We start from the raw sequence: 23,529 nt of genomic DNA, 5'->3' as shown, positions 1-23,529 counted from the left end.
GTCGGTGAAGGGGTGTCTAGAGCCACTCTCAAAGAGTCGCAACCCCCTTTTTCAAAGAAAATCACAGATTTGAGAAACTTCCAATAAAACCTCATGAAAACAGAAAGATGACAAACAACACCAAGCAACAAATCACCCCAGGACAAACCCAAAACCAACCGAACCCAGACAACAAAAGGTACCGCTATACCCAATGACCAAAGGGCAGGTCGGAAGATCGGCGCGACGCAACACAACAGTAGGGCGAGTCACGGGGATTCTATCCTTGCCCGGACCCCCGGCAGGCACCACCCGCCCGCAGACGGCCCCCGGTCCGCAGCGCCCCGTCCTCCGCGACACCAGCCGGAAAAGCGGCCCATCGTCATGCTGACGTCAAACTCCCCTGAAAGGATTTGACGGCTGGAAACGCGGGGGCCAAGGTGTCTCCCACGTAAAAATCAGAAAAACCAACGGGGTTCCCTATGACTACTCGCTGCCTTGCCACCTGTTCCGCCGCAGCCATGGCTGCCGTGCTGACCGTGGCACCCGTCTCTGCCGACACGCTGCGCCTTCTGACCTGGAACGGTTACGCGCCCGAGGATGTGATCGAGATGTTCGAGGCCGAAACCGGCCATACGGTCGAGGTCACCAGTTCCAACAACGAGGAAATGATCGCCAAGCTGCGCGCCACGGGCGGCGGCGGCTTCGACCTGGCCCAGCCCAGCCAGGACCGCATTGCCGGACCGCAGCAGGAATTCGGCATCTACAAGCCCATCGACCTGTCCAAGATCGACACCGCGCTGTTCATCCCCTCGATGCTGGAGGCCACCAAGGCCAACACCACTGTGGACGGCGAGGTCTACGGCCTGCCGCACATCTGGGGCACCAGCGGGCTGGTGCTGGACACCGTCAAGGCCGGATCGGTTCAGGACTATACCGACCTGTGCAACGACGATGTGGCCGGCAAGGTCTCTTACCGTCTGAAGCGGCCGACGCTGATCGGCTTTGCCTACGCCATGGGGATGGATCCCTTCGCGGCCTATGGCGACGAGGCGGCCTATACCGAGATCATGGAAAAGGTCGAAGCCAAGCTGATCGAGTGCAAGCCCAATGTGAAGACCTACTGGGGCGGCGGCGACGAGCTGATCGGCCTGGTGAACTCGGGCGAGGTCGTGGCCTCGATGGCCTGGGACACCGGCGGCTGGAAGCTGAATGCCGAAAACCCGGACATCACCTTCGTGGCGCCGGCCTCGGGCGCGCTTGGCTGGATCGACACCTTTGTGCTGCCCGCCAAGGGCAAGGCCGATGACGCCGCCTATGCCTGGATCAACTTCGTGATGCAGCCCGAGATCGCCGCCATGATCACGGCCGCTGCGGGCAACTTCACCGCGTCGCTGGGCGCCGATGCTTTCGCCGACGACACCCTGAAGGCGCAATTCCAGGACAGCTTCCCGCCGGAGGCCATCGACAACATCAAGTGGTATCCGCCGGTGCCCGCCGGTCTGGAAACCATCGAAGGCGGCGTGCTGGACCGCGTCAAGGCCGCCAACTGAACCTGACCTTCGCGGTGCCTGCCTTGTGCGGGCACCGCCCCTCTTGTACCGGCTCCCCATGACCCCTGATCTTGAATGCCTGACCCTGACCAAGCGGTTCGGCGATACTCTGGCCGTGGACGAAGTGTCGTTCGACGTGCCGCGCGGTTCGTTCTTTTCCATCCTCGGGCCATCGGGCTGCGGCAAGACCACGGTCATGCGGATGATCGCGGGGTTTCTCGAACCGACCTCGGGCGATATTCGTATCCGTGGCCGCTCGGTTCTGGACACGCCGCCCAACAAGCGCCCGGTGAACATGGTGTTCCAGCATCTGGCGCTGTTCCCGATGATGAACATCGCCGACAACATCGGCTACGGGTTGCGCCGCGCCGGCCTGCCGCGCGACCAGATCGCCCGCAAGGTGGACGAGGCTCTGGACCGCATCGGCCTGCCCGGCATCGGTCAGCGCAAGGTCGATGAACTCTCTGGCGGCCAGAAACAGCGCGTCGCCATCGCCCGCTGCATGGTGCTGGAGCCCGAGGTGCTGTTGCTTGACGAACCGCTGGGCGCGCTGGACCTGAAACTGCGCGAACGCATGAAGGTCGAGCTGAAATCCCTGCAGGCCGCCTTTGACACCACCTTCGTCTACATCACCCACGACCAGTCCGAGGCGCTGGTGATGTCCGATCATATCGCGGTGATGAACGAAGGCCGCTTCGAACAGGTGGGCAGCGGGCAGGATCTGTACTACCGCCCCGCCACCGCTTTCGTGGCGGGCTTCGTGGGCGACAGCAACCGCTGGCCCGGACAGGTCGAGCGGGTCGAGGGCGACGCCCTGATCCTGCGCACCGACAGCGGGTTGATCCTGCGCGGCGACCGCCATGACCGCGCCCTTTCCCCCGGCGACCGGGCCGAAATCTTCGTCCGTCCCGAGGCCATCCGCATCGCCCCGTCCGCCGAGGATCTGGCCGGGTTCGACAATCGCCTGTCCGGCACCGTCACCTCGCTGCTGTTCAACGGCGCCGACAGCCGGATCCTGGTCAAGGACGCCGGCAGCACCGAAGAGATCGCCGTCAACCTGCCGCAATCGGGCGAATTCGCCCATCTGGCGCGCGGCGCGCAGGTCCATATCGGCTGGGCCGCCGCACAGGGCAATTGCTTTGCGGCGGGGGCCGCCTGATGCGGGCCGAGGCAAAGCTGGGCCTGATCCTGCTGCTGACGCCGCTGCTGCTCTGGCTCAGCCTGCTGATCATCATCCCGCATGTCGACATGGCACTGGTGTCGCTGCGCGAGCGCGTGGGCGTCGGCGAATACCGCTTCAGCTTTGCCAACTACTGGACCTTCCTCAGCGAGCCGCTGTACCTGCGCACCTTCCTGCGCACGGCGGTGATGTCGATCCTGGCCACGGTGCTGACCCTGCTGATCGGCTTTCCGGTGGCCTATTACATCGCCAAGATGGCGCGCGGGCGGATGCGCTCGGCGCTGTTCCTGCTGTGCCTTGTGCCGTTCTGGGTCTCGGAACTGGTGCGCACCTTCGGCTGGATGATCCTGCTGCGCGAAACCGGGCTGATCTCGAACCTGCTGCAATACCTCGGCCTCGTCGATGGCCCGGTCGAGATGCTGTACAACGACGCCGCCATCATGGTCGGGCTGATCTACACCTCGATGCTGTTCATGGTGGTGCCGCTGGTCACCACGCTGGAAACCCTGCCCGACGAGGTGGTCGAGGCGGGCTATGATCTGGGCGGCAACGGCCTGAGTGTCCTGCGCGAGATCATCATTCCCCACGCCACCCCCGGCATCGTCTCGGGCTGCATCGTGGTCTTCATGCTTTCCCTGGGCAACTACCTGACCCCGATCATGCTGGGCGGCAAGGACAGCCTGTGGTTCACCGAGCTGATCTATTCGCAGTTCATCGTCCGCTTCAACTGGGAGCTTGGCGCCGCCTTCGGCTTCCTGCTGCTGGGGCTGTCCTCGCTGATCGTCTGGGGCATGCTCAAGCTGACCGGCCAGTCCCTCGAAAAGACCATGGGATAGGAGGCACGCCATGATCCCTTCCATCCCGCAACCGCGGTTCCTGATCGCCGCCTATACCGCCTATGTGGTGGTTTTCTTCCTGTTCCTCGCGCTGCCGCTGGTGGTTGTGGCGGGGTTTGCCTTCAACGACAGCCAGTTTCCCTCGCTGCCGTGGCGGGGCTTCACCTGGAACTGGTTCTTCGGCGCCGAACGGCCACAGATCGGGGTGTTCCACGAACGCCCGATCCTGCGCGCCATCGGCACCTCGGCCTTCGTGGCGGTCTGCGTGTCGGTGCTGTCGGTGGCGGTGGGGCTGTCCAACGCCTTCCTGTTCAACCGCTACCGCTTTCGCGGCCAGGGGTTTCTCTATGTGCTGATGCTGCTGCCGCTGGTGGTGCCGGGCATCGTGCTGGGCATCTCGATCCTGGTGTTTTCCAGCCGCGTCGCCAACGGGCTGTGGGACGCCGCGCAGTGGGATCTCGAAGCCCTGCGCCCCGGCCTGACGCTGGTGATCCTGGGACAGTTCTCCTTCATCGCCACCATCGCCACGCTGGTCATCGGGGCCCGGCTGCAAAAGTTCGACCGCACGCTGGAAGAAGCGGCGCTGAACCTGGGCGCCACCCGGTTGACGGCGGTGCGCACCATCACCCTGCCCTTCCTGATGCCCGCGCTGATCGGCGCCTTCGTGGTCGCCTTCCTGATGAGCTTCGAGAATTTCAACACCACGCTGATGCTGGTGGGCTCGGACGCGCCGCTGACCATTGCCATGTTCGACCGCCTCAAGGAAGGCTCGACGCCGCTGCTGAACGCGGTGTCGCTGCTGCTGATGCTGGGCTCGTCGCTGCTGGCGCTGGTGATGATCGCCTTCCAGAAACGCGGCTGACGGGGCGTCCTACTTTGGGCGCGCGGCCCAGAAGGTGGCGCGCCATTTCTGCACGAAGATCTCGCGCCGGTGCCGGTCCATGGCCACCAGCAGCGTCGGATCGATGGGAATGTCACGCCGGGCGCTGGCCGGCAGGCTGGTCTCGTCGAAATCGGGCCGCCACATAAGGTTGCTCTCGGCCAGAATGCCCTGCCCGCGCGGCGACAGCAGGAAATCCAGAAGCAGGGCTGCCTCATCGGCCTGTGCCGCGCCGCGCGGGATCATCAGGGCGCGCGACAGGAACAGCGTGTAATCCTCGGGATAGATCACCCCCAGATCCGGGCGCGGCGCGCTGTCCACATAGGACCCCAGCACATTATAGGCGATGGCATAGCGGCCCTCGGACACGCCTTCGATGATCTCCGCCGAACAGCAGGTCGCCACCGCCTCGACGCGGGAAAACCCTTCCATCAGGCCGCCAAAGGTGGTGGCCTCCTGGCTGTCCATGAAGGCAAACAGGAACCCCAGCCCCGAAGCCTCGATGTCATAGGTGGCGATCTTGCCGTGATACTGGGGCGCGTCGCGGCGCATCAGGTCCAGCAGGGCAAAGCGGGTGCGCGGCACCTCTGCCGCCGACACCAGCCGCGTGTTGTACAGGATCACCGCCGCTTCCTGCGTGATGCCCCACAACTCGTCGCGCCAGCGCCGCGCCGGGGCCAGCGCCTCGGTCCGGGCCGACCGGTACGGGCTGGCACAGGCCCGGTTCACCAGATCGACCATCTGGTGCACCCCGGACGAGACCACCACATCGGCCACCGCCTGCGGCCCGGTGCAGGCGGCCAGGCTGTCGGCATAGAGCGGGTTCGAGCCCCATTGCTCATAGGCAATTTCCAGCTCCGGGTGATCCTCGACAAAGGCCTCCAGCACCGGGGCCATGATGGCGATGTCGGTGGTTGAGCGGATCGTCAGCACCGTATCCGCCTGCCCCCCTGTCGCAGCAAAGCGCGCCACCGCCTCCTGCGCCGGGACAGGTCCGGCCAGCAGGCCCAGAACGACAGCCAGCGCCCTAGCCCGCATCGCGCACCCCCACGGCCCCGGCCCGTGGCAGCACCAGCGTCACCCGGAACCCCTGTCCCGCCGGGCCCGCGCCCAGGGTCACCCGCCCGCCGAAAGCCTCGGCCACCGCGCGCACGATGGACAGGCCCAGCCCGGCGCTGTTGCCCTTCGACGCCGCCGACCGCTCGAACCGGCCACCGATGCGGTCCAGAACCTCCGGCGGCGGCCCGTTGCCCGCATCCTCGACCCAGATCTCGGCAGTGTCGCCCGCCCGGCTGACCCCCAGCCGCACCGGCGATTGCCCGTGCCGCAGCGCATTGGCCAGCAGGTTCTTGACCGCCTCGCACAGCGAGATCTCGTCGCCCAGAACCATGATCGCGCGGTCGCCGATGACCAGTTCGACCTCGGCCTCGGGGGCCAGCACCTCGTGATCGCGGCCCTCCAGCACCTGCAGCGCCACGTCGCGCAGGTCCACCGGCTCGGGCGGCGCATTGTCCGCGCGATGGATGACCAGCGCCCGCGCCAGCATCTGGTCCAGCAGGTTGCCCAGCGACCGGGTGCGTTTGACCAGCCGGTCCAGCCGCTGCGGCAGATGTTCGGGGTCATCCTCCAGCGCCAATTCCGCCTGCGCCCGGATCGCCGCCACCGGCGTGCGCAACTGGTGCGCGGTATCCGAGATCAGGTGCTTCATGGCGCCCACCTGCCGATCCAGCCGCCCCATGAACCGGTTCATCGAGCCGACCATCACCGCCACCTCCGCCGGTCCATCGGCGGGCATCGGCGTCAGGTCATAGGGGTCGCGCGCCGACAGTTCGCGGGCCATCCGGTCCAGCGGCCGCATCGCCGAGCGGATCACCAGGAACGCCCCCAGGATCAGCACCAGCCCGATCCCGCTCATCACCAGCACCGCGCCACGGGTCAGCCCCAGCGCCATCTCGTTGCGCGCCCGCAGGGTCTGGCCGACGGTGACATGGACGCTGCCCGAGAAATCGCGTTCCGAAAACCGCCGCACCACGGTGACAAAGCGCGCCGGATCGCCGTGCAGCGGCGCGTCGAAGAACACCGGTGCCGGGCCGACCTCTCCGGCGGCGGCCGGGGCATCGGCGTGGCCGGTCAGCAGGGCACCACCGGCGCCGCGCACCGCGTAGGTGATCCGATCCTCGGAAGCCAGCGCCAGCAGCCCGAAGGCCGACACCGGCATGTTGACCAGCGGCGCGCCCGCGACGATGTTCACCGACCCGGCGATGTCATTGGCCGCCCCCACAAGGATCTGGTCATAGGCCTGCCGCGCCGCGTTGCGGCCATAGGCAAAGGCGGCGAAGGTCACTACCACGCCGCCCACCACCAGCAGCGACAGCACCCCCAGCATGACCCGCGCCAGCAAGCTGCCGCGCCCCGCCGTTTCGAACCCGCCCCTAGCCATCCGCATGGATCCGGTAGCCCAGCCCCCGCTGAGTCTCGATCCCCACACCGGACCCGGCCAGCTTCTTGCGCAGCCGCGCGATGTACAGCTCGATGGCATTGACGCCCACATCGGCATCGTCGAAGGCGAACAGCCCGTCGTACAGGCGCTGCTTGCTCAGCACCTGCCCCCGGTGGCGCAGCAGCAGGCCCAGCAGGGTGGCCTCGCGCCGGGTCAGCTCCAGCGGCGCGCCCGACAGGGTGGCGCTCAGGGCCGCCGGGGCGAAGCTCAGCGGTCCCAGATCCAGCGCGTCGGACTTCTGCTCGGCCTCGCGCCGCACCAGCGCCCGCAGCCGCGCCTCCAACTCGCGCTGGTCGAAGGGTTTCACCAGATAATCGTCGGCCCCAAGGTCCAGCGCGGTGACCCGGTCATCCACCGAAAACAGCGCCGTCAGCATCAGCACCGGGGTGCGGTCGCCGCGCCCGCGCAGATCGGCCAGCAACTCGGTGCCCAGCCCGTCGGGCAGGTTGATGTCCAGCACGATCACGTCATAGCGCTGCACCGCCAGGCAATCCTCGGCGGCTTCGCGGCTGTCGGCGATGTCGCAGGCCATGCCGCTCCGGCCCAGCCGGATCGCCACCGCTTCGGCCACATCGGTGGCGTCTTCGACGATCAGGACACGCATGTTCCCCCCAAAAATTGCCGCCCGGCCCTTGAAATGCGTCCCGCCCGTGACCGGTGACAGGTTGGTGACAGCAAAGGCGCCTATCCCATCCTCAGCCATTCGCGCGACAACCGCAATCATGCGGGCCGCAATGGCTGGCCACCGGGCGGCCGGACAGCCCGGAAAAATTGGACTGTGGAGGACCCAACCCATGATTTTCAAGGCAACCCGCCTTGCGGCCGCGGCCGCACTGCTGAGCGCATCCGCGCTTGGCGTTTCCGCCCAGGGCTTTACCCCGGAAAACCCCGAGTGCATCGCGCCCGCCAACCCCGGCGGCGGCTGGGACTTCACCTGCCGTCAGGTCGGCAAGTCGCTGCAGGATCTCGGCCTGCTGGACAAGACCGTGCAGGTCGTCAACCTCGCCGGCGGCGGCGGTGGCGTGGCCTACGCCGAAGTGGTGAACAAGCGCAATGACGACAACAACCTGATCGTCGCGGCCTCCTCGGCCACCGCCACCCGCCTCGCCCAGGGCGCCTATCCCGGCAACACCATGGACCAGGTGCGCTGGCTGGCCTCGATCGGCGCCGACTACGGTGTCATCGCCGTGGCCAAGGACAGCGAGATCGCCGATCTTCCGGCGCTGCTCGACATGATCAAATCCGACCCGACCTCGATCTCGGTCGCGGGCGGCTCGGCCGTGGGCGGCTGGGACCACCTGAAGGTTCTGATCGCGGCCAACGCCCATGGCATCGACGACGTGCGCTCGGTCAAATACATCGCCTTCGATGGCGGCGGCGAGGCCGTGACCCAGCTTCTGGCCGGATCCGTGCAGGCCTTCACCGGCGACATTTCCGAAGCCAAGGGCTTTGTCGACAGCGGCGACATCCGGGTGATCGCGGTGCTCGCGCCCGAGCGTCTGGACGGCGAATTCGCCGCCTTCCCGACCGCCCGCGAACAGGGTGTGGACGTGATCGGCGCCAACTGGCGCGGTTTCTACGCCCCCGGCGGCATGAGCGACGAAGCCTATGACGCCTGGGTCGCGAAAATCGCCGATCTCTATGCCTCGCCCGAGTGGAAAGAGATCATGGCCGCCAACGGTCTGGCGCCGCTCGATCTGCAAGGCGACGCCTTCCAGACCTTCGTGGCCGAAAGCGTGGCCCAGATCCAGGACATCTCGCGCGAGATCGGCATCATCAAGTGATGCGCCTTCGCGCCTGAATCCCGCCGGGCGCCGTCCGTGACACGGCGCCCGGCCCCCCTGCTGCCCAGCTGCCCCCCATCCTGCCCTGCCCCGAAAAGGAGATCCCCATGAGTGATCGCATCTTCGGCGTGGTCGGCCTGCTTATCGCGATCGGCTTTGCCCTGGCCGCCTTCGCGATCGAAGAGAGCTTTCTGTCCGACGCCGTCGGTCCCAAAGCCTTCCCGCTGATCATCGCCACCGTGCTCGGTCTCAGCTCGATCGTCATCGCGCTGAAGCCCGACCCCGAACCCGAATGGCCCGCCCTGCCCCGCCTGGCCGAAGTTCTGGCCGCCGTCGTCGTCATGATCCTGTACGCCGAACTGCTGCCCGAGATCGGCTTCGTCATCGCCACCGCCTTTGCCGCCACCTATCTGACCTGGCGGCTCGGCTCCGGCCTGATCGCCTCGGTCGTGACCGGAATCGGCACCTCGCTGGGCATCTACGTCATCTTCCATCTGGTGCTCGGCCTGTCGCTGGCCCGCGGCCCGCTGGGGTTCTGAGAGGTACGTCATGGACACACTTGCATCCCTTGCGGACGGTTTTGCCATCGCTCTGACGTGGCAGAACATCCTGCTGGCCCTTCTGGGCTGTTTTCTGGGCACCATCATGGGCGCGCTGCCGGGGCTTGGCCCCTCCAACGGCGTCGCCATCCTGATCCCGCTCGCCTTCACCCTCGGCCTTGGCGCGACGCCCTCGCTGATCCTGCTGACCTCGGTCTATTACGGCGCCATGTACGGCGGCCGGATCTCGTCGATCCTGCTCAACATCCCCGGCGATGAACCGGCAATGATGACCTGTCTGGACGGCCACCCGATGGCCAAGAAGGGCATGGCCGGACAGGCGCTGTCGCTGTCGGGCATCGCGTCCTTCGTCGGTGCCTTCTTCGCCACCTGGGGGCTGATCTTCCTGGCACCGCAGCTGGTGAAAATCGCCCTGCTGTTCGGCCCGGCGGAATATTTCGCCCTGTTCGCGCTGGCCTTCATGACGCTGGGCGGCGTGTCCTCGACCAACCAGGCGAAATCGGCCTTTGCCGCCGCCCTGGGCCTTGGCCTTGCGATGATCGGTGTCGACACCCAGACCGGCGTGCCGCGCTTCACCTTCGGCGAAGTGCACCTGTATGACGGGCTGGATTTCCTGGTGGCCATCGTCGGCCTGTTCGCCCTGTCCGAGGTCTTCATCTTCCTCGAAAGACGCCACGGCGAGGCCGACGCCTCGGCCCCGGTGAAGATCGGCCGTCTGACGCCGCCGATGAGCATGCTCAAGGACACGGCTCCGACCATGGCGCGCTCCACCGTGCTGGGCTTCCTGGCGGGCGTGCTGCCCGGTGCCGGCGCCTCGCTGGGCTCCTTCATCTCCTACTCGCTGGAAAAGCGGCTGGTGGACAAGGACGGCAAGACCTTCGGCAAGGGCGATCCGCGCGGCGTGGCCGCCCCCGAGGCCGGCAACAATGCCGCCGCCGGTGGCGCGCTGGTGCCGATGCTGGCGCTCGGTGTGCCCGGCTCCGGCACCACGGCGGTGCTGCTGGCGGTGCTGCTGGCGCTGAACATCACCCCCGGCCCGCTGCTGTTCACCCAGAACCCGGATGTTGTCTGGGGCCTGATCGCGGCGCTGTTCATCGCCAACTTCATGCTGCTGGCCATGAACATCCCCATGGTGGGCCTGTTCACCCGCGTGCTGATGGTGCCGCCGCGCATCCTGATGCCGGTGGTGGCCATGGTGTCCTTCGTCGGCATCTACGGCATCTCGGGCTCGTCCTTCGACCTGCTGGTGATGATCGGCTTCGGGGTCATGGGATGGGGTCTGCGCAAGCTTGACGTGCCACTGGTGCCGATCATCCTCGGCACCCTTCTGGGCAACTCGATGGAGAACAACCTGCGCCGCGCCATCACCATCGACAACGGCGACTGGTGGACGCTGATCGACAGCCCGCTGTCCATCGGCCTGTGGCTGTTCGCCACCATCGGCTTCATCCTGCCCCTGATCGTGGGCCGCAAGGTGAAATCGAAGATGCACGAGCGCGGCGACGAGGAAGGGTCGATCTCGGACTGATCTTCCGCCCCTGCCCTGCCACGCAGGCCCGGCCGTTTTGCGACGGCCGGGCCTTTTCGTGTCCCGCGCGAGGTCAGGAGCCGTCCGGCCCCGCCTCCAGCAGCCGTTCCGGCAGGCGGAAGCGGGTGCCGAAATAGCGCTCGCCCTCGGCACTGAAATGATCGCCGCTGGACCAGTAGATCACGTCGCAATTCATCAGATCCTCGGGGAAGGAAAACCCGGCCAGCCGGTTCTGCGACAGGTATTCGATCTGCGTTCCCGCCAGCCGCGCCTCGATCTCGGCCTCCAGCCGGTCGAACACCGCGCGCTGGTTGTCGCGCAGCGCATAGGGATAGCTGCAGCCCGCCCGCAGGATCATCCGGGCCGGGAAATGCGGCTCCAGCCGGGGCCCGAACCAGACCAGCCGGGTGCGCGCCGCCACCTGCGCCAGATAGGCGATGTTGCGGTCGATCCAGTCGGTGTTGGGGGTGAACTCCGGCACCGGTGCATCGATGGGCAGATCCGCCAGCATCCCGCGCTGGCCGTGGTCATAGCCTTCGCCCTGCATCAGGTAGAACCCGGCCTGCTCGAAGATCACCAGTTCGAACATCTCCGGCTGCGCCTCCAGCAGCGCCAGAAACTCCTTGAACCGGCAGAAATGGCGCGGCGTGTGCGGACGACAACCGCCCTCGGCGAAACTGGCAACGAAGGGCGCGCCGGTGGTGGTCTCGATGGCGTTGAACAGGTCCATGCCGTGGCTGTCGCCCAGGATCGCCACCCCCGGCCCATGGCGGTCGAAACAGGCCTGCAGGCGCGGATCGGTAGGCTCGGGCCGGGCCACATGGAACAGGCAATCATTGCCATCGCGGTCGGGGGATTCCTTCTCGACGGCTTCGATCAGGCGATAATTGGCCACCATGTCGGGCGGCGACAGCCGCATCCACAGATCGCGCCAGCCGCCCGTTGCCACCCCCGCCTGCCCCGCCAGCAGCAGCCCCGCAAGGCCCAGGGCCGACACCCCGAACAGCCGCGACCGCGCCGCCAGCAGAGGCGCGCCACCATGGCGGAACGGCTGCTCGACAAAGCGCCAGCTCAGCGCCGCCAGCGCTACCGCCAGCAGGCTCAGCCCCAGCATGACACCCATGCCGGGCGGGGTGACGCTTCCGATGCGCGCAAAGGCGAACAGCGGCTGGTGCCACAGATAGGCGCTGTAGCTGATCAGCCCCAGCCCGACCACCGGGCGCAGGCTCAGCAGCCGCACGGCCCCCCCGGCGCCGCCGCCGAACAGGATCACCAGCGCCGTGCCCAGCACCGGCAGCAACGCGTAGACCGAGGGAAACGGCGTCGCCTCGTCAAACAGCGCCACCGCCGCGCCGATCATCGCCAGCCCGACCCAAGGTGCCCAGGGGCTGGCCCGCACCCGCCCGCCCTGCAGGGCGAAGGCGCACAGCGCCCCGATCCCAAGCTCCCAGGCGCGGCTCGGCAGCAGGAAGAAATTGGCCAGCGGAAATCGCGGCGCCATCATCTGGCTCAGCACCAGACTGCCCAGAACCACGACCGTCACAGCCACCACCGCCCAATGCCGGCCCAGCTTCCAGACCAGCCACAAAAACGGCGGGAACAGGATGTAGAACTGCTCCTCCACTGCCAGGCTCCAGGTATGCAGCAGGGGCCGCAATTCGGCGGCGGTGTCGAAGTAGCCGCTGTTCAGCCAGAAATGGACGTTCGAGAAAAACAGCGCCACCGCCCGCAGGCTGGCGCTGAACTCGGCGATCTCCGCCGGCACCATGATTGCCGCGGCCAGCGGCAGGCAGCACAGGCAGACGAACACCAGCGCCGGCAGGATCCGCCGCGCCCGCCGCTCGTAAAACCGCAGGATCGAGAACCGGTCCCGGTCCAGATCTTCCAGCAGGATCGAGGTGATGAGAAAACCCGAGATGACAAAGAACACGTCGACCCCGACATAGCCGCCCGCAAAGCCGGGGATACCGGCGTGGAACAGGATCACCGGCGCAACCGCCACCGCGCGCAGCCCGTCAATGTCCCTGCGATACCGCATCCAGCCCTGCCCGCGACGGTGGCGTCCACATTCATCGGACCGCGCACGACGCCAAATCGAGAATCAAAATACTAATCTTGAATATCATGGTTCGACACGAAAGTGTTTCAAGTCTTTGAACAAGCTTGCCGCACTCACCCGGCGATCACGTCCAGCCGCTGCACATCGCCGAACTCGGCGGCCACCGCCTGCATCAGCTGGCCCTGCAAATGCACCGTCACATAGTCCCGCACGAAGGGATTGGGCGCCATCACCGTGACGATGCCGCGCTCGGCACTGGCCAGCGTCAGCCGGCGGAACCAGTTGGCATAGGCTTCGGGCGCCGCCGTGCGCAACCGCGCCTGCACCCGGCCCCAGCGCCCCTGCCCCGGCACATCTTCCGCGCCAAAGCTGACCTGCACAACCTTGGTTTCTGGTTTGGTCCCGTCCCCCGGCGGATCCTCTCGCGGCCCCTGCCCCGTCACCCCCTGCATCCGGGCTTCGAAATCCGACCCGACCTCGGGCCAGATGGTCCGCGAGTACTCGACGATGCCGGGCCGAGACAGGCGATAGCGGCCAACCCGTCCCCGCACCCCGGCCTTCAGCAGGATCAGCAACCCCATGTCGATCAGCCGTTTGACCTCGCGCTTGGCGGTGCGCAGGGTGACGCCCCAGATCCGGGCCATCTCCTCCTGCCCGCTGCTCAGCTCGTCCCGCACCCAGTTGTAGCGGGCAGTGACCAGCGCCACGAGCCGCAAGACCGAAGTCTGCTCGGTGACCGACCCTCTCAGCGCCGCCGCACTCAGGGCCGTCAACAGGTCATATTTCATCACTCCGGCCCCAGGGCCGGCGATGCGCTTGGCGTCGAACATGCGCTGCCTCTACACTGCCTCGTGGATCAGAGGTCGTTTCTCGCCCCGATTCCATCTGAGACCAGAATAGGCATGAATTCCCGTAATTTGTCAATTCCGCGCGAAATTCGGGATTTCCCGGCAAAACCCTCAAAAGAAAGATTGTTTAGGGTTTATAGGAGAAGGGGGACAGCCTGCCTGTCACCCTATCGGCCCGTTGGTGTCACCATATATTGCCGGATGCCGCCGTGCCTGTCACCAAATCTGTCCAAATTCGGTGCTTGGCCCTGCAAACCCCCTTGGCCTGCGGCATTCTCCTGCAATAATTGATCTGCAAATTCCGGTTTTGCCAAAATCAAAAAATCCCGTTATTCAAGAAACAAGACGAAAAAACACGAGGCAGGCCATATGCGAGACCATTCCGATCTCCAATCCATGAACGAACGCAGCCTTGCGCAGCAATCGGCGGTGCGCAAGGCAACCTTTTCCCCGGGCGAGGTGAAATCCCTCCGCCCCTTCTCGATCTGGGAAATCTCCACCTTCATGTTCAATGTCGCCGCCGACACCCTGCGCAAGAAGCTGGCCGACGATCCCTCGCTGCCGCAGGGCCATACCGAGGAAGATGGACGCCAGCGCTGGTTCACGCTGCACGAGATCAACGAGCTGCGCCGCCGCGTCCGTTTCCGCGGCAAGACCCTGCTGCCCGACCGCCCCAAGGGCCGGGCGATGCGGGTGGCGGTCTCCAACTTCAAGGGCGGGGTCGGCAAGACCGTGGTTGCCCAGCATCTGGCCAATGCCGCCGCCCTGGACGGCTACCGGGTGCTGGTCATCGACTTCGACCCGCAGGCCACGCTGACCCACTCCATGGGGCTGGTCGAGGTCAAGGAATGGAACACGGTCTGGGGCATCATGTGCCGCGACCTGTGCCGCGAGGCCGACCGCATCGCCGCCAGTTACGACGACCCCGACGACTGCCCCTACCCCGCCTCGGACGAGCTGCCCGAGGATGTGCAGTCGATCGGCGCGCAACGGTTCCAGGACTTCATCCAGAAAACCTGCTGGCCGACCATCGACATCATCCCCTCCTGCGCCAACGCCGCCTTCGTGGAATTCGCCTCGGCCCAGTATCGCTCGGTCCACAAGGCGTGGAGCTTCTTCGGATGCGTCGCCCGCTACCTGGACGAACTGCCCGACGACCAATACGACCTGATCCTCTTCGATTGCCCCCCGGCCATCGGCTACCAGTCGCTGAACGCCGCCTTCGCCGCCGACATCCTCTATATCCCCTCGGGCCCCGGCTATTGGGAATACGACAGCACCACCAGCTATCTGGGCCAGCTTGGCGATGCCATGGCCGACATTTCGGAGGGCTTCGGAGACCTGGCCGAGGATGCGGGCATCGCCCTGCCCAAGCGGTTCCGCGACATCCGCCTGTTGATGACCCGCTTCGAGGCCGCCAACCCGTTGCACGTGGCGATGATGGGCGCCTTCCAGAATGTCTTTGGTGCCGATGTCTGCCGCCACCCGATCGAGATGACCCGCGCCGTCGAACAGTCCGGCCGCTTCCAGATGTCGGTCTATGAACAGGACTACCGCATGATGACCCGCGACACCTGGAAACGCGCACGGCAAAGCTTCGACCGGGCCTATGGCGAGTTCAAGGAAAGTCTGCTGGCGGCCTGGCAAGACCAGCCGCAGCCGCAACGGATGCGGGAGGACGCATGATGACCGGCAAGAACAAATTCGGCTTCGGCCCGCTCGACACCGCCCCCTCGCCCCGCCGCGAACGCTCGGTGGGCCCCATGGGCGCGGCGGTGCGCGAAGCCGCCGAAAGCCTGCAGCAATCCACCGAGGCCAAGGTCGAACAGCGCCGCCGCAATGCCGCCGACGCCAAGGCCTTCCGGACAGCACAGGACGAGGGCCGCATCCTGGTGGACCTGCGCACCACCGAGATCGACACCGACGACCTGCCCCGCGACCGTCTGGAACTGGACCAGGTCGCGGTCTCGGAAGAGATGGAGGAACTCAAGGCCTCGATCCGCGCCCGGGGTCAACGCGAACCGATCGAGGTCTATCTCGATGCCCGCGGCCGCTATCAGCTGAAGAAAGGCTGGCGGCGTCTGACCGCCCTGACCCAATTGTTTCAGGAAACCGGCGATACCGCCTTTCTGACCGTCACCGCGCGCATCGAGGGCACCGACGATGGCACAGCCCCGGACCGGGTGTCGCGCTATGTTGACATGGTCGAGGAAAACGTCATCCGCCAGGATCTGACCTTCGCCGAGATGGCGCAGGTGGCGATCAGTGCGGCCCGCGACCCGCTGGTTGACGGCGAGGATGCCGAGGCGATGGTGGGCCGGCTCTATGCCTCGCTGCACAAGATGAAACGCTCCTACATCCGCAGCTTTGTGTTTCTGCTGACAGAACTGGACGGGGCTGTGAAATGGCCCAAGGCGATCTCGCGCAACACCGGGGTGGATCTGGCGCGGATGCTGAAGGCGCAGCCCGAGCGCACCAGCACCCTGCGGCGGATGCTGGAGGCTTGTGTGTCCGAGGATCAGCAGACCGAGGAAATCGCGGGCTTCCTGAGCTACGGCCAGAGACTGCGCAAGGACGGGGCCAAGCCGGCAACGCGTCCGCAGCGGCGCGAGAAGTATGAACTGGCCATCGGGTCTTTGAAGGTCACCGCGCGCGATGGTGAATGCCGGATCGTCAGCAAGCGCGACTTCACCGTCATTCCCCGCGACCGGCTGGAACGGGCCGTGCGGCTGTTTGAAGAGGCGCTGAAGGACACCCCACCGATCGAGCCGCGCATCAAGCCACTGGATGTGGAGTAACCCACGGGTTACCCGAAAATCGACGTAGGTAACCCACGGGTTACGGCCCTGGGAAACACCCCGCTGGACTGGCTCGCGCCTCTGGCGGGGTTTTTCTTTGGGCCGGTGGTGGTGGGAAAAACGGTGGGTCCTGGATCAATCCAGCAGGTCGGTTGCCGGGTTCTCGGTGATGTCCACGTCGTCGTAATAGCGTTGTGCCTGCGAGACCGAGCGGTGCAGCGACAGGCGCATCGCCGCCTGGATCGGGGCGCCGTCCAGTGCGGCCTGTGTCAGGAAACCGGACCGCAGGCCGTGCGGGCTGGCGTGATCGGAGGCATAGCCCGCAGCGACCAGCAGGCGGCGCAGGATATGGGCCACGGCCTCGGGCGCCAGCCCGCGCTTGAGCACCCGGTCGGATTTCGAGATGGCGCGAAACAGCGGCCCATTGGTGATCTTGCCCGCGTCGATCCAGGCCACCAAGGCGCGGGCCGCGCGGCCTTTCAGGACCAGTCGCGGGGTGTCGCCACGGGTGGTGGTCTTGGTCTCGATGAGACGGATCCAGACCACGCCGGATTTCTCGAAGTCGTCCAGGTCGATGTCGGCGCGATGCAGCCCGGTGAGTTCCGACCGGCGCCGGCCGCCCGAAGCCCAGCCGGTCAGCAGCAGCGCCCGGTCGCGCAATCCGCGATGGCCGGGGCCGGATGTGGCAAGCAGGTCTTCCAGCAGGTCGCGGGTGATCGGGCGGGCGGATTTCGGGGCCGGGGGGCGGGCGGCGGCCCGGCGGGCCTTGGTGCGAGCTTGGCGGACCAGCGGCGCTTCGAAGGGGTTGGCGAGGTTGCGCATGCCGTGAAAGGCGCGCCACGAGGCGATGCGGCGATCCAGCGTCGAGGGCGCGGGGCAGGTCAGATGGCGGCGCAGGCCCGCGTCGATCAGCGTCTCGGCGGTGATCCGGGCGGGGTCGGTCAGCGGCGCGTCGGAGAGGTCACGGGCGTGGTCAAGGATGAAGCGCAGGGCCACGTTCTCGGCCTCGGGCCAGTCCAGCGGGGCGTCGAAGGCCGCGGCTTTCCAGGCGGTGACATAGACCAGATCGCGTTCGTAGGCGCGCAGGGTATTGTCCGGCGTGCCGCGCAGATAGAGGTCGTGCAACGCGTCACGGTCGGTCTGCGACAGGTGCTGGGCGGCCTCGGCCAGAAGCAGCGGCGGGGGAGGGGAGGGGCGTGTCATGGGCGGAGTTTGGGGGAAGTGAGGACGGTTCTCAAGGGCTTTGATAATAAGGGATTATCGGCGGTGAACCGGGCGCAATGGATCGCGTCAGGGTGATGCGCAAAAAAATATAATAATGCACATAAGAACTCCATGAATCAGGGAACACGTCGAGACCCGGATCCGCTGTGAAAACAGGAAGTTGGGCGGCGCGGGTGCGGCTCAGGGTACGGGGGCGAGGCGGGCCGACTGGCGTTCGACGAAGCTGGAGGTGCAGGGTTCGGGCGGCGACGGCTGCGGTGCTTGCGGCAGGCACAGGTGTGCGGCGCGGCGACCAAGGGCGCGGGTCGGCAGGGCGACGGTGGTCAGGCTGGGCACGATCTCGCGCGAGATCGGGTAGTCGCCGAACCCGCAGATCGCGATGTCCTGCGGCACGCGGAGGCCCTGACGCTGGGCTTCGAAGAGCGCCCCGGCGGCCAGCAGGTCACCGGCGAAGAACAGGGCGTCGGGGGCCGGGGTTGCGGCGCGCGCCATGGTCAGCAGCTGCGCGCCGCTTTGAAACGAGGTCGCCTGATCGCCGCATTCGAACACCTGCGGCGCGCGGCCGTGTGCGGTCATGGCCTGTTGGTAGCCTTTCAGGCGTTCGGCCTCGACCCGGTAGCCCATGCGGCGGACGGCGAAGCCGATGGTTTTGTAGCCGGCGCCGATCAGGCGCAGGGTCATGTCGCGGGCCAGATCGCTGTGCGACAGGCCGACGTCGATGCCAACGGGGTGGTCGGACTGGGCCCAGGCCTCGACAAAAGGAATTTGCGCGGCGGCGATCTGACGACGGGAGCGGTCCGAGATCGTGTCGCCGATGAAGATGATGCCATCGGGCCGCCAGCTGATCGCGGCCTCGATCCGCTGTTCCTGCAGCGTCAGGTCGAACCGGGTTTCGTGCAGCATCAGTGCTGCGTCGGCCCGGTCGGCGACCTCGGACACGCCTTCGATGATCTCGGGGACATAGGGCAGGGCCAGCGACGGGGTGATGACCGCCAGCAGCGACCGGGTCTTGCCGGCCAGCCGCGCGGCGGTGCTGTCGGCCACATAACCCAGTTGGTCGATGGCGGCGGCGATCTTGTCCCGCGTCGCGGGCGAGACCTTTTCCGGCGTCCGGAAATAGCGCGAGATGGTCATGGTGGTGACCCCGGCGCGGGTTGCAACGTCGTCCAGGGTGATCTGCGGTCTTTGGGATTTCATGCCGGGGAGCCTAGGATGTTGCACGTCTAACATCAATGGTGTTATACGCCTAACATCAGTGCAGGGACACCGCGAATCCGCGGTTACGGAGGATGTCATGGCCGACTGGAAATCCTATGATCTGCGCCCCGAGCGCGATCCCGCGGTAGAGGCGGCGATCGACGACGTGGGCTGGTACACGACGCCGGTGCCGCGCAAGCGGTTGAAGCAGCTGGTGCAGCGCAGCAATGCCAAGGCCGCGCGGCATTTCGGGCTGTGGCTGGCGCTGTTGCTGGGCAGCGGTGTTCTAGCCGGGCTGGCCTGGCCGAGCTGGTGGGCGGTGCCGGCCTTTCTGGTCTATGGCGTCATCTACAATTCGGCCGACAGCAAGTGGCACGAACTGTCCCACGGCACCCCGTTCCGCGCCTTCCGGGTCAACGAGGTTCTGTACAAGCTGGTGTCGCTGATGACCCTGCGCGAACCGGTGCGCTGGCGCTGGAGCCATTCGCGGCATCACACCCACACCATCCTTGTGGGCCATGACCCCGAGATCGCCTCGCCCCGGCCGCCGCATATCGCGCTGGCCATCCTTGGCCTGTGGTACCTTCGCGGGCTGTGGCATGAGCTGCGCAACATCGAGGCGATTTCGCGGGGGCATATTCCCGCCGAAGTGGCTTCCTATGTGCCGGACACCCAGCACGGCGAGATGATCCGCTGGAGCCGCATCTTCGTGCTGTTCCTGATGGCCATCCCTGCGGCCTGCCTGCTGACGGGCAGCCTCCTGCCGGCGCTGTTTGTCGGGCTGCCGCGGATCTATGGCTCGTTCCTGCATTACGCGCAGGCCTTCACCCAGCACGCCGGGCTGGACGAGGATATTCTGGATCACCGGCTGAACGCCCGCACGGTGCGGATGAACCCGGTGTTCTCCTTTCTCTACACCAACATGAACTATCACGTTGAACATCACATGTTCCCGATGGTGCCCTTCTACAACCTGCCGGCGCTGCACGCCGAGATCCGCCACGATTGCCCGGCGCCCTATACCGGGCTGGCCGATGCCTATGGCGAGATCGCACGTACGCTGATCCGGCAGTTGAAGGATCCCTCGCACTACGCCCGCCGGGTGCTGCCCGAGGGCGCCGGGGGGACCGGGGCGGAGCGGATACTGGACACGGATTACAGGAGGGCCGCCTGATGGCGGAGTGGATCGACGTTTGCGCGACGGCGGATATCGAGGAAGAAGACGTGCTGCGCTTTGCGCATGGCGGCGCGGTCTATGTTGCCGTGCGCGACGATGCGGACAACTTCTATGTGGTGGACGGGCTGTGCACCCATGAGCATGTGGAACTGGCCGAGGGGTTCGTCTTCGGCTGCGTGCTGGAATGCCCGCGCCATCAGGGACGATTCAACTTGCGCGACGGGCGGCCCAGTGGCGGGCCGGTGACCGAAGGGCTGCGCAGCTATGAAACCCGCGTGGACAATGGCCGGCTGCTGGCGCGGCTGGACGAAGCGACATGAGGCGCGTCGGCATCATCGGCGCCGGGTTGGCGGGCATGGCCTGCGCCCGGCAGTTGCGCGATCAGGGCTTCGACGGCGAGATCTGCGTGTTCAACGGCGAGCCGGACGCGCCCTATGAAAAGCCGGGGCTCAGCAAGGGCCGCATCGGCTGTGATCTGCCGACCGCGATCCCGCTGCCCGAGGTCACGATGACCGGGGCGGCGCTGTCGGTGGATGCCGGGGCGCGGCGGATCGACAGCGTCAGCGGCCCGAGCGCGCCCTTCGATGCCATCCTGTTGGCGCCCGGACGGGTGCCGGTGCTGGTGCCGGGGCTGGAGGGGGCGCTGACCTGCCGCACGCGCGCCGACGTGCGCGCCCTGCGCGCCCGGCTGACGCCAAAGGCGCAGGTGGTGATCGTCGGCGCCGGGCTGATCGGCATGGAACTGGCCGCGGCCCTTGCGCCCGAGGTCGCGCAGGTAACGGTGGTCGAGGCCGGGTCGCGCGCCATGGCGCGGGTGGTTCCGGAGGCGATCGCGGCCGTCATGGTGGCGCGGCTGGAGGCGGCGGGCGTTGCGTTGCGCTTTGGCGAGACGCTGGACAGCCTGTCGGACGGGCAGGGGGGGATGCGGTCGGGCGCGCGCCTGCCCGCCGACATCGTGATCCTGGCCATCGGGGCGGCGCCCGATCTGCGGCTGGCCCGCGCCGCCGGGCTGGTAACACGCCGCGAGGGGATCGTGGTCGGGCCGGACATGCGCGCCTCGGCCGCCGGTATTCTGGCGGCGGGCGATGCGGCCTGTGTGGAGGATCGCGGGCAGGTGCTGGCTTGCCAGAATTACGCGGCGGCGCGCGCTATGGGGATCGCCGCTGCCGAGACCATGCTGGGCCGCCCGTCCCGGTGGAAGCCCGACAGTTGGTTCTGGTCGGATCAGGGCGACGTGACGCTGGAAGGCGTGGGCTCGCCCGAAGGTCAGGCCGAGGTCACGACGCATCCCGACGGCGGCCTGTCGGTGGCGGTGACGCAGGCGGACCGTCTGGTCGGCCAGTTCGCCGCCGGATCGCGCAAGGCCCTGCGCAGCGTCCGCAAGGCCCGCGCCACGCTGGATGCGCCACTGCCGGAAGGGGCGCCCGCATGAGCCGGATGACGGTCGCCGATCTGCTGGCCTGCAAGGGAAAGCGCAAGCTGACCAAGGTGACCCTTCAGGACGTGGTGCTGGCGCGTGCCGCCGAGGCCGCCGGGATCGAGGTGGCCACCGCGCGGCTGGCACCGGGCATCGACCAGATCCGGGCCGCAGCACCCTCGCTGTTTCTGGTGTTCGGGCTGCGTCACGGCGAGTCCCATTCGAAGAAGGCCGAACTGGCCCGCGCCTTTGACGCGATGGAGCGCGGTGCCGATGCCGTCTATTGCCCGATGCGCAAGAAGGTCGTGCGGCGGCTGGCAGATGAGGGCGTGCCGGTGGTCGGCCATGTGGGGCTGATCCCGCGCCGCGCCACCTGGACCGGCGGGATGAAACCGGTGGGCAAGACCGTGGCGCAAGCCGAAAAGGTCTGGGACGCGGTGCGCCGCTATGAGGATGCCGGGGCGATTGCCGTCGAGATGGAACTGGTGCCCGAACGGGTCGCTACCGAGATCGCGCGCCGCACCTCGATGATCGTGTTCTCGATGGGCTCGGGCGGCGGCTGCGACGGCGACTTCCTGTTCACCTCGGACATCACCGGCGAGACCGAGGGCCGCATCCCGCGCCATGCCCGCGTTTATGCGGATCTGGCCGCCGAACAGGCGCGGCTGCACCGGATGCGGGTCGCGGCCCTGCGCGCGTTCCGGGAGGAGTGCGACAGCGGGGCGTTCCCGTCGGCGCGCGAAACCGTCGCCATCGAAGACGAGGAATTCGCCGCCTTCCTTGACCGTCTGGACCGTCCCGCGTCCTAATAGGCGGGTTTCTCGGGGAACCAGCCGGGCCGGGCGGGGTTCAGATAGGCGCCGCGGATGTCGGGCACGCGGTAGCGTTCCAGCGCCTCTTCATCCACCGAGACGCCCAGCCCCGGCCCTTCGGGCAGGGCAAAGGCGCCGTCGCGGATGGCGGGCGCGTCGGGCGAAATGTCGTCGGACAGATAGGCGCTTTCGGTGTCGATGGCGATGGCGGCATTGGGGGTGGCTGCGGCCAGATGCAGATAGGCGGCCTGCGAGGGTCCAAGCTCGGCCCCCGAATGCAGCCCCACCGGCAATCCGGCCGATTCGGCCACGCCCGCCGCTTTGCGCGCCTGCCACAGCCCGCCGGCCTGATGCGGGTCGAGCAGCAGCACATCGGCGGCCTGCGCGCGGAGGATGTTGCCCGCGTCGGCCAGCGTATAAGCGCTTTCGTCCAGCGCAATTGGCACCGGCGACCACGCCCGCAGCGCGGCAGTTCCCGCCAGATCGTCCAGTTCCAGCGGCTGTTCCACATAGGCCGGGTCGAGCGGCGCCAGCTTGCGCAACTGCCGCTTGGCGGTGCCCGGTGTCCAGGCGCCGTTCACATCCAGCCGCAGATCGTGGGGGCCGATCACCTTGCGCGCGGTTTCGGCCAGAGTGATATCGCTGGCGGCGTCGAAGCCGATCTTGACCTTGAAGGTGGTATAGCCCGCATCGAGAAACCCTTGCAGGCGGTCGCGCAATTGCGCCGGATCGCGCGAGAACAGATAGGCCGCGGCCTCGATCCGTGTGCGATAGGCGCCGCCCCAGAAGGCCGAGACCGGCAGGCGCGCATGTTTGCCAAGCGCGTCCCACATGGCCATTTCCATCGCTGCGGCAGCCATGACGGCGGCGCGCTTGTGGTGGTAATACCCAGCGCCCTGCACGTTGCGCCAGAACCGTTCCACCTGGCTGATGTCATAGCCGATGGCCATGGGGGCCACGATTTTCTCGAACACTGCGGGCACGGCGTCGATCAGGCACAGGGTCTCGCCCCAGCCGATGATCCCGGTGTCGGTTTCGATCTTGCAGACCAGCCGCGTGGTGCCGATCCGGGTGCCCGATCCCCATTCGATGGTTTCGCGGAAGGGCACGCGCACCATGGCGTGATGGCAGCTTCGGATTTTCATTTCTGACCTCGCAGGGCAATTGGCGCGTTGACTTGGAACTGAGTTTCAAATT

At 66.8% G+C, this 23,529-nt stretch carries 21 protein-coding genes; 13 read left to right on the top strand and 8 right to left on the bottom strand.

What is annotated here, in order from left to right:
* Window positions 1–461: 461 nt before the first annotated feature.
* The 4 genes from AB0T83_RS16110 to AB0T83_RS16095 are packed head-to-tail and all read left to right on the top strand — an operon-like array spanning window position 462 to window position 4,410.
* The gene (locus AB0T83_RS16110; protein WP_435891184.1) at window positions 462–1,532 is read left to right on the top strand and encodes an extracellular solute-binding protein; all 1,071 of its coding nucleotides are present in this window, start codon (window positions 462–464) and stop codon (window positions 1,530–1,532) included.
* Between the two features lie 58 nt (window positions 1,533–1,590).
* Entirely contained in the window at window positions 1,591–2,691 is a 1,101-nt protein-coding gene (locus tag AB0T83_RS16105; RefSeq protein ID WP_366194246.1) for an ABC transporter ATP-binding protein, read from the top strand.
* Entirely contained in the window at window positions 2,691–3,548 is an 858-nt protein-coding gene (locus AB0T83_RS16100) for an ABC transporter permease (protein ID WP_366194245.1), read from the top strand. Before AB0T83_RS16105 ends, AB0T83_RS16100 begins: the two co-directional genes overlap by 1 nt.
* Window positions 3,549–3,558: 10 nt before the next feature.
* Entirely contained in the window at window positions 3,559–4,410 is an 852-nt protein-coding gene (locus AB0T83_RS16095) for an ABC transporter permease (RefSeq protein ID WP_366194244.1), read from the top strand.
* 9 nt (window positions 4,411–4,419) lie between these two features.
* Here the strand turns inward: AB0T83_RS16095 and AB0T83_RS16090 are convergent, their stop codons facing one another.
* The 3 genes from AB0T83_RS16090 to AB0T83_RS16080 are packed head-to-tail and all read right to left on the bottom strand — an operon-like array spanning window position 4,420 to window position 7,532.
* Window positions 4,420–5,466: an ABC transporter substrate-binding protein gene (locus AB0T83_RS16090; protein WP_366194243.1), complete on the bottom strand. Its 1,047-nt coding sequence runs from the start codon at window positions 5,464–5,466 to the stop codon at window positions 4,420–4,422.
* Window positions 5,456–6,874 carry a sensor histidine kinase gene (locus AB0T83_RS16085; protein WP_366194242.1) on the bottom strand — a complete coding sequence of 473 codons (1,419 nt, stop codon included), beginning with the start codon at window positions 6,872–6,874 and terminating at the stop codon, window positions 5,456–5,458. The genes AB0T83_RS16090 and AB0T83_RS16085 overlap by 11 nt, the downstream gene beginning before the upstream one ends.
* Complete coding sequence (locus AB0T83_RS16080; protein WP_366194241.1) at window positions 6,861–7,532, bottom strand: response regulator; 672 nt, start codon at window positions 7,530–7,532, stop codon at window positions 6,861–6,863. Before AB0T83_RS16080 ends, AB0T83_RS16085 begins: the two co-directional genes overlap by 14 nt.
* Before the next feature lie 190 nt (window positions 7,533–7,722).
* Between AB0T83_RS16080 and AB0T83_RS16075 the strand changes: the two genes are divergently transcribed.
* The 3 genes from AB0T83_RS16075 to AB0T83_RS16065 all read left to right on the top strand — a co-directional run bounded on the left by AB0T83_RS16075 (window position 7,723) and on the right by AB0T83_RS16065 (window position 10,800).
* A complete protein-coding gene (locus tag AB0T83_RS16075; RefSeq protein WP_366194240.1) occupies window positions 7,723–8,712 on the top strand; it encodes a Bug family tripartite tricarboxylate transporter substrate binding protein in 990 nt (329 codons plus the stop codon).
* 107 nt (window positions 8,713–8,819) lie between these two features.
* Window positions 8,820–9,251: a tripartite tricarboxylate transporter TctB family protein gene (locus AB0T83_RS16070; protein WP_366194239.1), complete on the top strand. Its 432-nt coding sequence runs from the start codon at window positions 8,820–8,822 to the stop codon at window positions 9,249–9,251.
* A 10-nt stretch (window positions 9,252–9,261) separates the two neighbouring features.
* The gene (locus AB0T83_RS16065; protein WP_366194238.1) at window positions 9,262–10,800 is read left to right on the top strand and encodes a tripartite tricarboxylate transporter permease; all 1,539 of its coding nucleotides are present in this window, start codon (window positions 9,262–9,264) and stop codon (window positions 10,798–10,800) included.
* A 73-nt stretch (window positions 10,801–10,873) separates the two neighbouring features.
* On the opposite strand, the gene AB0T83_RS16060 is transcribed toward AB0T83_RS16065, so the two are convergent.
* Together AB0T83_RS16060 and AB0T83_RS16055 are read right to left on the bottom strand one after the other, a co-directional pair.
* Window positions 10,874–12,838, bottom strand: coding sequence for an acyltransferase family protein (locus AB0T83_RS16060; RefSeq protein ID WP_366194237.1), 1,965 nt, complete (start codon window positions 12,836–12,838; stop codon window positions 10,874–10,876).
* Window positions 12,839–12,972: 134 nt separating this feature from the next.
* A complete protein-coding gene (locus AB0T83_RS16055; protein ID WP_366194236.1) occupies window positions 12,973–13,689 on the bottom strand; it encodes a DnaA N-terminal domain-containing protein in 717 nt (238 codons plus the stop codon).
* A gap of 387 nt (window positions 13,690–14,076) precedes the next feature.
* Between AB0T83_RS16055 and AB0T83_RS16050 the strand changes: the two genes are divergently transcribed.
* Window positions 14,077–15,393: an AAA family ATPase gene (locus tag AB0T83_RS16050; RefSeq protein ID WP_366194235.1), complete on the top strand. Its 1,317-nt coding sequence runs from the start codon at window positions 14,077–14,079 to the stop codon at window positions 15,391–15,393.
* Window positions 15,393–16,505 (top strand): ParB/RepB/Spo0J family partition protein, encoded by a 1,113-nt coding sequence (locus tag AB0T83_RS16045; protein ID WP_366194234.1) that lies wholly within the window; start codon window positions 15,393–15,395, stop codon window positions 16,503–16,505. Before AB0T83_RS16050 ends, AB0T83_RS16045 begins: the two co-directional genes overlap by 1 nt.
* Window positions 16,506–16,640: 135 nt before the next feature.
* Here the strand turns inward: AB0T83_RS16045 and AB0T83_RS16040 are convergent, their stop codons facing one another.
* Both AB0T83_RS16040 and AB0T83_RS16035 read right to left on the bottom strand, forming a co-directional pair.
* Window positions 16,641–17,708: a tyrosine-type recombinase/integrase gene (locus tag AB0T83_RS16040; RefSeq protein ID WP_366194233.1), complete on the bottom strand. Its 1,068-nt coding sequence runs from the start codon at window positions 17,706–17,708 to the stop codon at window positions 16,641–16,643.
* A gap of 201 nt (window positions 17,709–17,909) precedes the next feature.
* Window positions 17,910–18,926 (bottom strand): LacI family DNA-binding transcriptional regulator, encoded by a 1,017-nt coding sequence (locus AB0T83_RS16035; RefSeq protein ID WP_366194232.1) that lies wholly within the window; start codon window positions 18,924–18,926, stop codon window positions 17,910–17,912.
* 97 nt (window positions 18,927–19,023) lie between these two features.
* Here AB0T83_RS16035 and AB0T83_RS16030 point away from each other — a divergent pair, with 97 nt between their 5' ends.
* From AB0T83_RS16030 to AB0T83_RS16015, 4 genes are read left to right on the top strand one after another with little or no spacing between them, the layout of a single operon-like run.
* Window positions 19,024–20,100 carry a fatty acid desaturase gene (locus AB0T83_RS16030; RefSeq protein WP_366194231.1) on the top strand — a complete coding sequence of 359 codons (1,077 nt, stop codon included), beginning with the start codon at window positions 19,024–19,026 and terminating at the stop codon, window positions 20,098–20,100.
* A complete protein-coding gene (locus tag AB0T83_RS16025; RefSeq protein WP_366194230.1) occupies window positions 20,100–20,423 on the top strand; it encodes a non-heme iron oxygenase ferredoxin subunit in 324 nt (107 codons plus the stop codon). Before AB0T83_RS16030 ends, AB0T83_RS16025 begins: the two co-directional genes overlap by 1 nt.
* On the top strand, window positions 20,420–21,535 hold the full coding sequence (locus tag AB0T83_RS16020) for an NAD(P)/FAD-dependent oxidoreductase (protein WP_366194229.1): 1,116 nt from the start codon (window positions 20,420–20,422) through the stop codon (window positions 21,533–21,535). Before AB0T83_RS16025 ends, AB0T83_RS16020 begins: the two co-directional genes overlap by 4 nt.
* Window positions 21,532–22,329 (top strand): 3-methyl-2-oxobutanoate hydroxymethyltransferase, encoded by a 798-nt coding sequence (locus AB0T83_RS16015; protein ID WP_366194228.1) that lies wholly within the window; start codon window positions 21,532–21,534, stop codon window positions 22,327–22,329. Before AB0T83_RS16020 ends, AB0T83_RS16015 begins: the two co-directional genes overlap by 4 nt.
* Here AB0T83_RS16015 and AB0T83_RS16010 read toward each other — a convergent pair.
* Window positions 22,326–23,477: a mandelate racemase/muconate lactonizing enzyme family protein gene (locus AB0T83_RS16010; RefSeq protein WP_366194227.1), complete on the bottom strand. Its 1,152-nt coding sequence runs from the start codon at window positions 23,475–23,477 to the stop codon at window positions 22,326–22,328. The genes AB0T83_RS16015 and AB0T83_RS16010 overlap by 4 nt on opposite strands.
* Between the last annotated feature and the right edge of the window lie 52 nt (window positions 23,478–23,529).

It is taken from the genome of Meridianimarinicoccus marinus, assembly GCF_040689105.1.
Taxonomy (GTDB): domain Bacteria; phylum Pseudomonadota; class Alphaproteobacteria; order Rhodobacterales; family Rhodobacteraceae; genus Meridianimarinicoccus; species Meridianimarinicoccus marinus.
The sequence above is the reverse complement of the archived record's forward strand: the minus strand, read 5'-3'. Positions and strand labels throughout refer to the sequence as shown.

Excerpts from the sequence above, each read along its gene's own strand:
- AB0T83_RS16020 (WP_366194229.1), top strand. The coding sequence starts at position 20,420 with ATGAGGCGCGTCGGCATCATCGGCGCCGGGTTGGCGGGCATGGCCTGC.
- AB0T83_RS16030 (WP_366194231.1), top strand. The coding sequence starts at position 19,024 with ATGGCCGACTGGAAATCCTATGATCTGCGCCCCGAGCGCGATCCCGCG.
- AB0T83_RS16040 (WP_366194233.1), bottom strand. The coding sequence starts at position 17,708 with ATGACACGCCCCTCCCCTCCCCCGCCGCTGCTTCTGGCCGAGGCCGCC.
- AB0T83_RS16110 (WP_435891184.1), top strand. The coding sequence starts at position 462 with ATGACTACTCGCTGCCTTGCCACCTGTTCCGCCGCAGCCATGGCTGCC.
- AB0T83_RS16035 (WP_366194232.1), bottom strand. The coding sequence starts at position 18,926 with ATGAAATCCCAAAGACCGCAGATCACCCTGGACGACGTTGCAACCCGC.
- AB0T83_RS16085 (WP_366194242.1), bottom strand. The coding sequence starts at position 6,874 with ATGCGGATGGCTAGGGGCGGGTTCGAAACGGCGGGGCGCGGCAGCTTG.
- AB0T83_RS16095 (WP_366194244.1), top strand. The coding sequence starts at position 3,559 with ATGATCCCTTCCATCCCGCAACCGCGGTTCCTGATCGCCGCCTATACC.
- AB0T83_RS16070 (WP_366194239.1), top strand. The coding sequence starts at position 8,820 with ATGAGTGATCGCATCTTCGGCGTGGTCGGCCTGCTTATCGCGATCGGC.
- AB0T83_RS16055 (WP_366194236.1), bottom strand. The coding sequence starts at position 13,689 with ATGTTCGACGCCAAGCGCATCGCCGGCCCTGGGGCCGGAGTGATGAAA.
- AB0T83_RS16025 (WP_366194230.1), top strand. The coding sequence starts at position 20,100 with ATGGCGGAGTGGATCGACGTTTGCGCGACGGCGGATATCGAGGAAGAA.
- AB0T83_RS16100 (WP_366194245.1), top strand. The coding sequence starts at position 2,691 with ATGCGGGCCGAGGCAAAGCTGGGCCTGATCCTGCTGCTGACGCCGCTG.
- AB0T83_RS16065 (WP_366194238.1), top strand. The coding sequence starts at position 9,262 with ATGGACACACTTGCATCCCTTGCGGACGGTTTTGCCATCGCTCTGACG.
- AB0T83_RS16015 (WP_366194228.1), top strand. The coding sequence starts at position 21,532 with ATGAGCCGGATGACGGTCGCCGATCTGCTGGCCTGCAAGGGAAAGCGC.
- AB0T83_RS16050 (WP_366194235.1), top strand. The coding sequence starts at position 14,077 with ATGCGAGACCATTCCGATCTCCAATCCATGAACGAACGCAGCCTTGCG.
- AB0T83_RS16060 (WP_366194237.1), bottom strand. The coding sequence starts at position 12,838 with ATGCGGTATCGCAGGGACATTGACGGGCTGCGCGCGGTGGCGGTTGCG.
- AB0T83_RS16045 (WP_366194234.1), top strand. The coding sequence starts at position 15,393 with ATGACCGGCAAGAACAAATTCGGCTTCGGCCCGCTCGACACCGCCCCC.
- AB0T83_RS16075 (WP_366194240.1), top strand. The coding sequence starts at position 7,723 with ATGATTTTCAAGGCAACCCGCCTTGCGGCCGCGGCCGCACTGCTGAGC.
- AB0T83_RS16080 (WP_366194241.1), bottom strand. The coding sequence starts at position 7,532 with ATGCGTGTCCTGATCGTCGAAGACGCCACCGATGTGGCCGAAGCGGTG.
- AB0T83_RS16105 (WP_366194246.1), top strand. The coding sequence starts at position 1,591 with ATGACCCCTGATCTTGAATGCCTGACCCTGACCAAGCGGTTCGGCGAT.
- AB0T83_RS16010 (WP_366194227.1), bottom strand. The coding sequence starts at position 23,477 with ATGAAAATCCGAAGCTGCCATCACGCCATGGTGCGCGTGCCCTTCCGC.
- AB0T83_RS16090 (WP_366194243.1), bottom strand. The coding sequence starts at position 5,466 with ATGCGGGCTAGGGCGCTGGCTGTCGTTCTGGGCCTGCTGGCCGGACCT.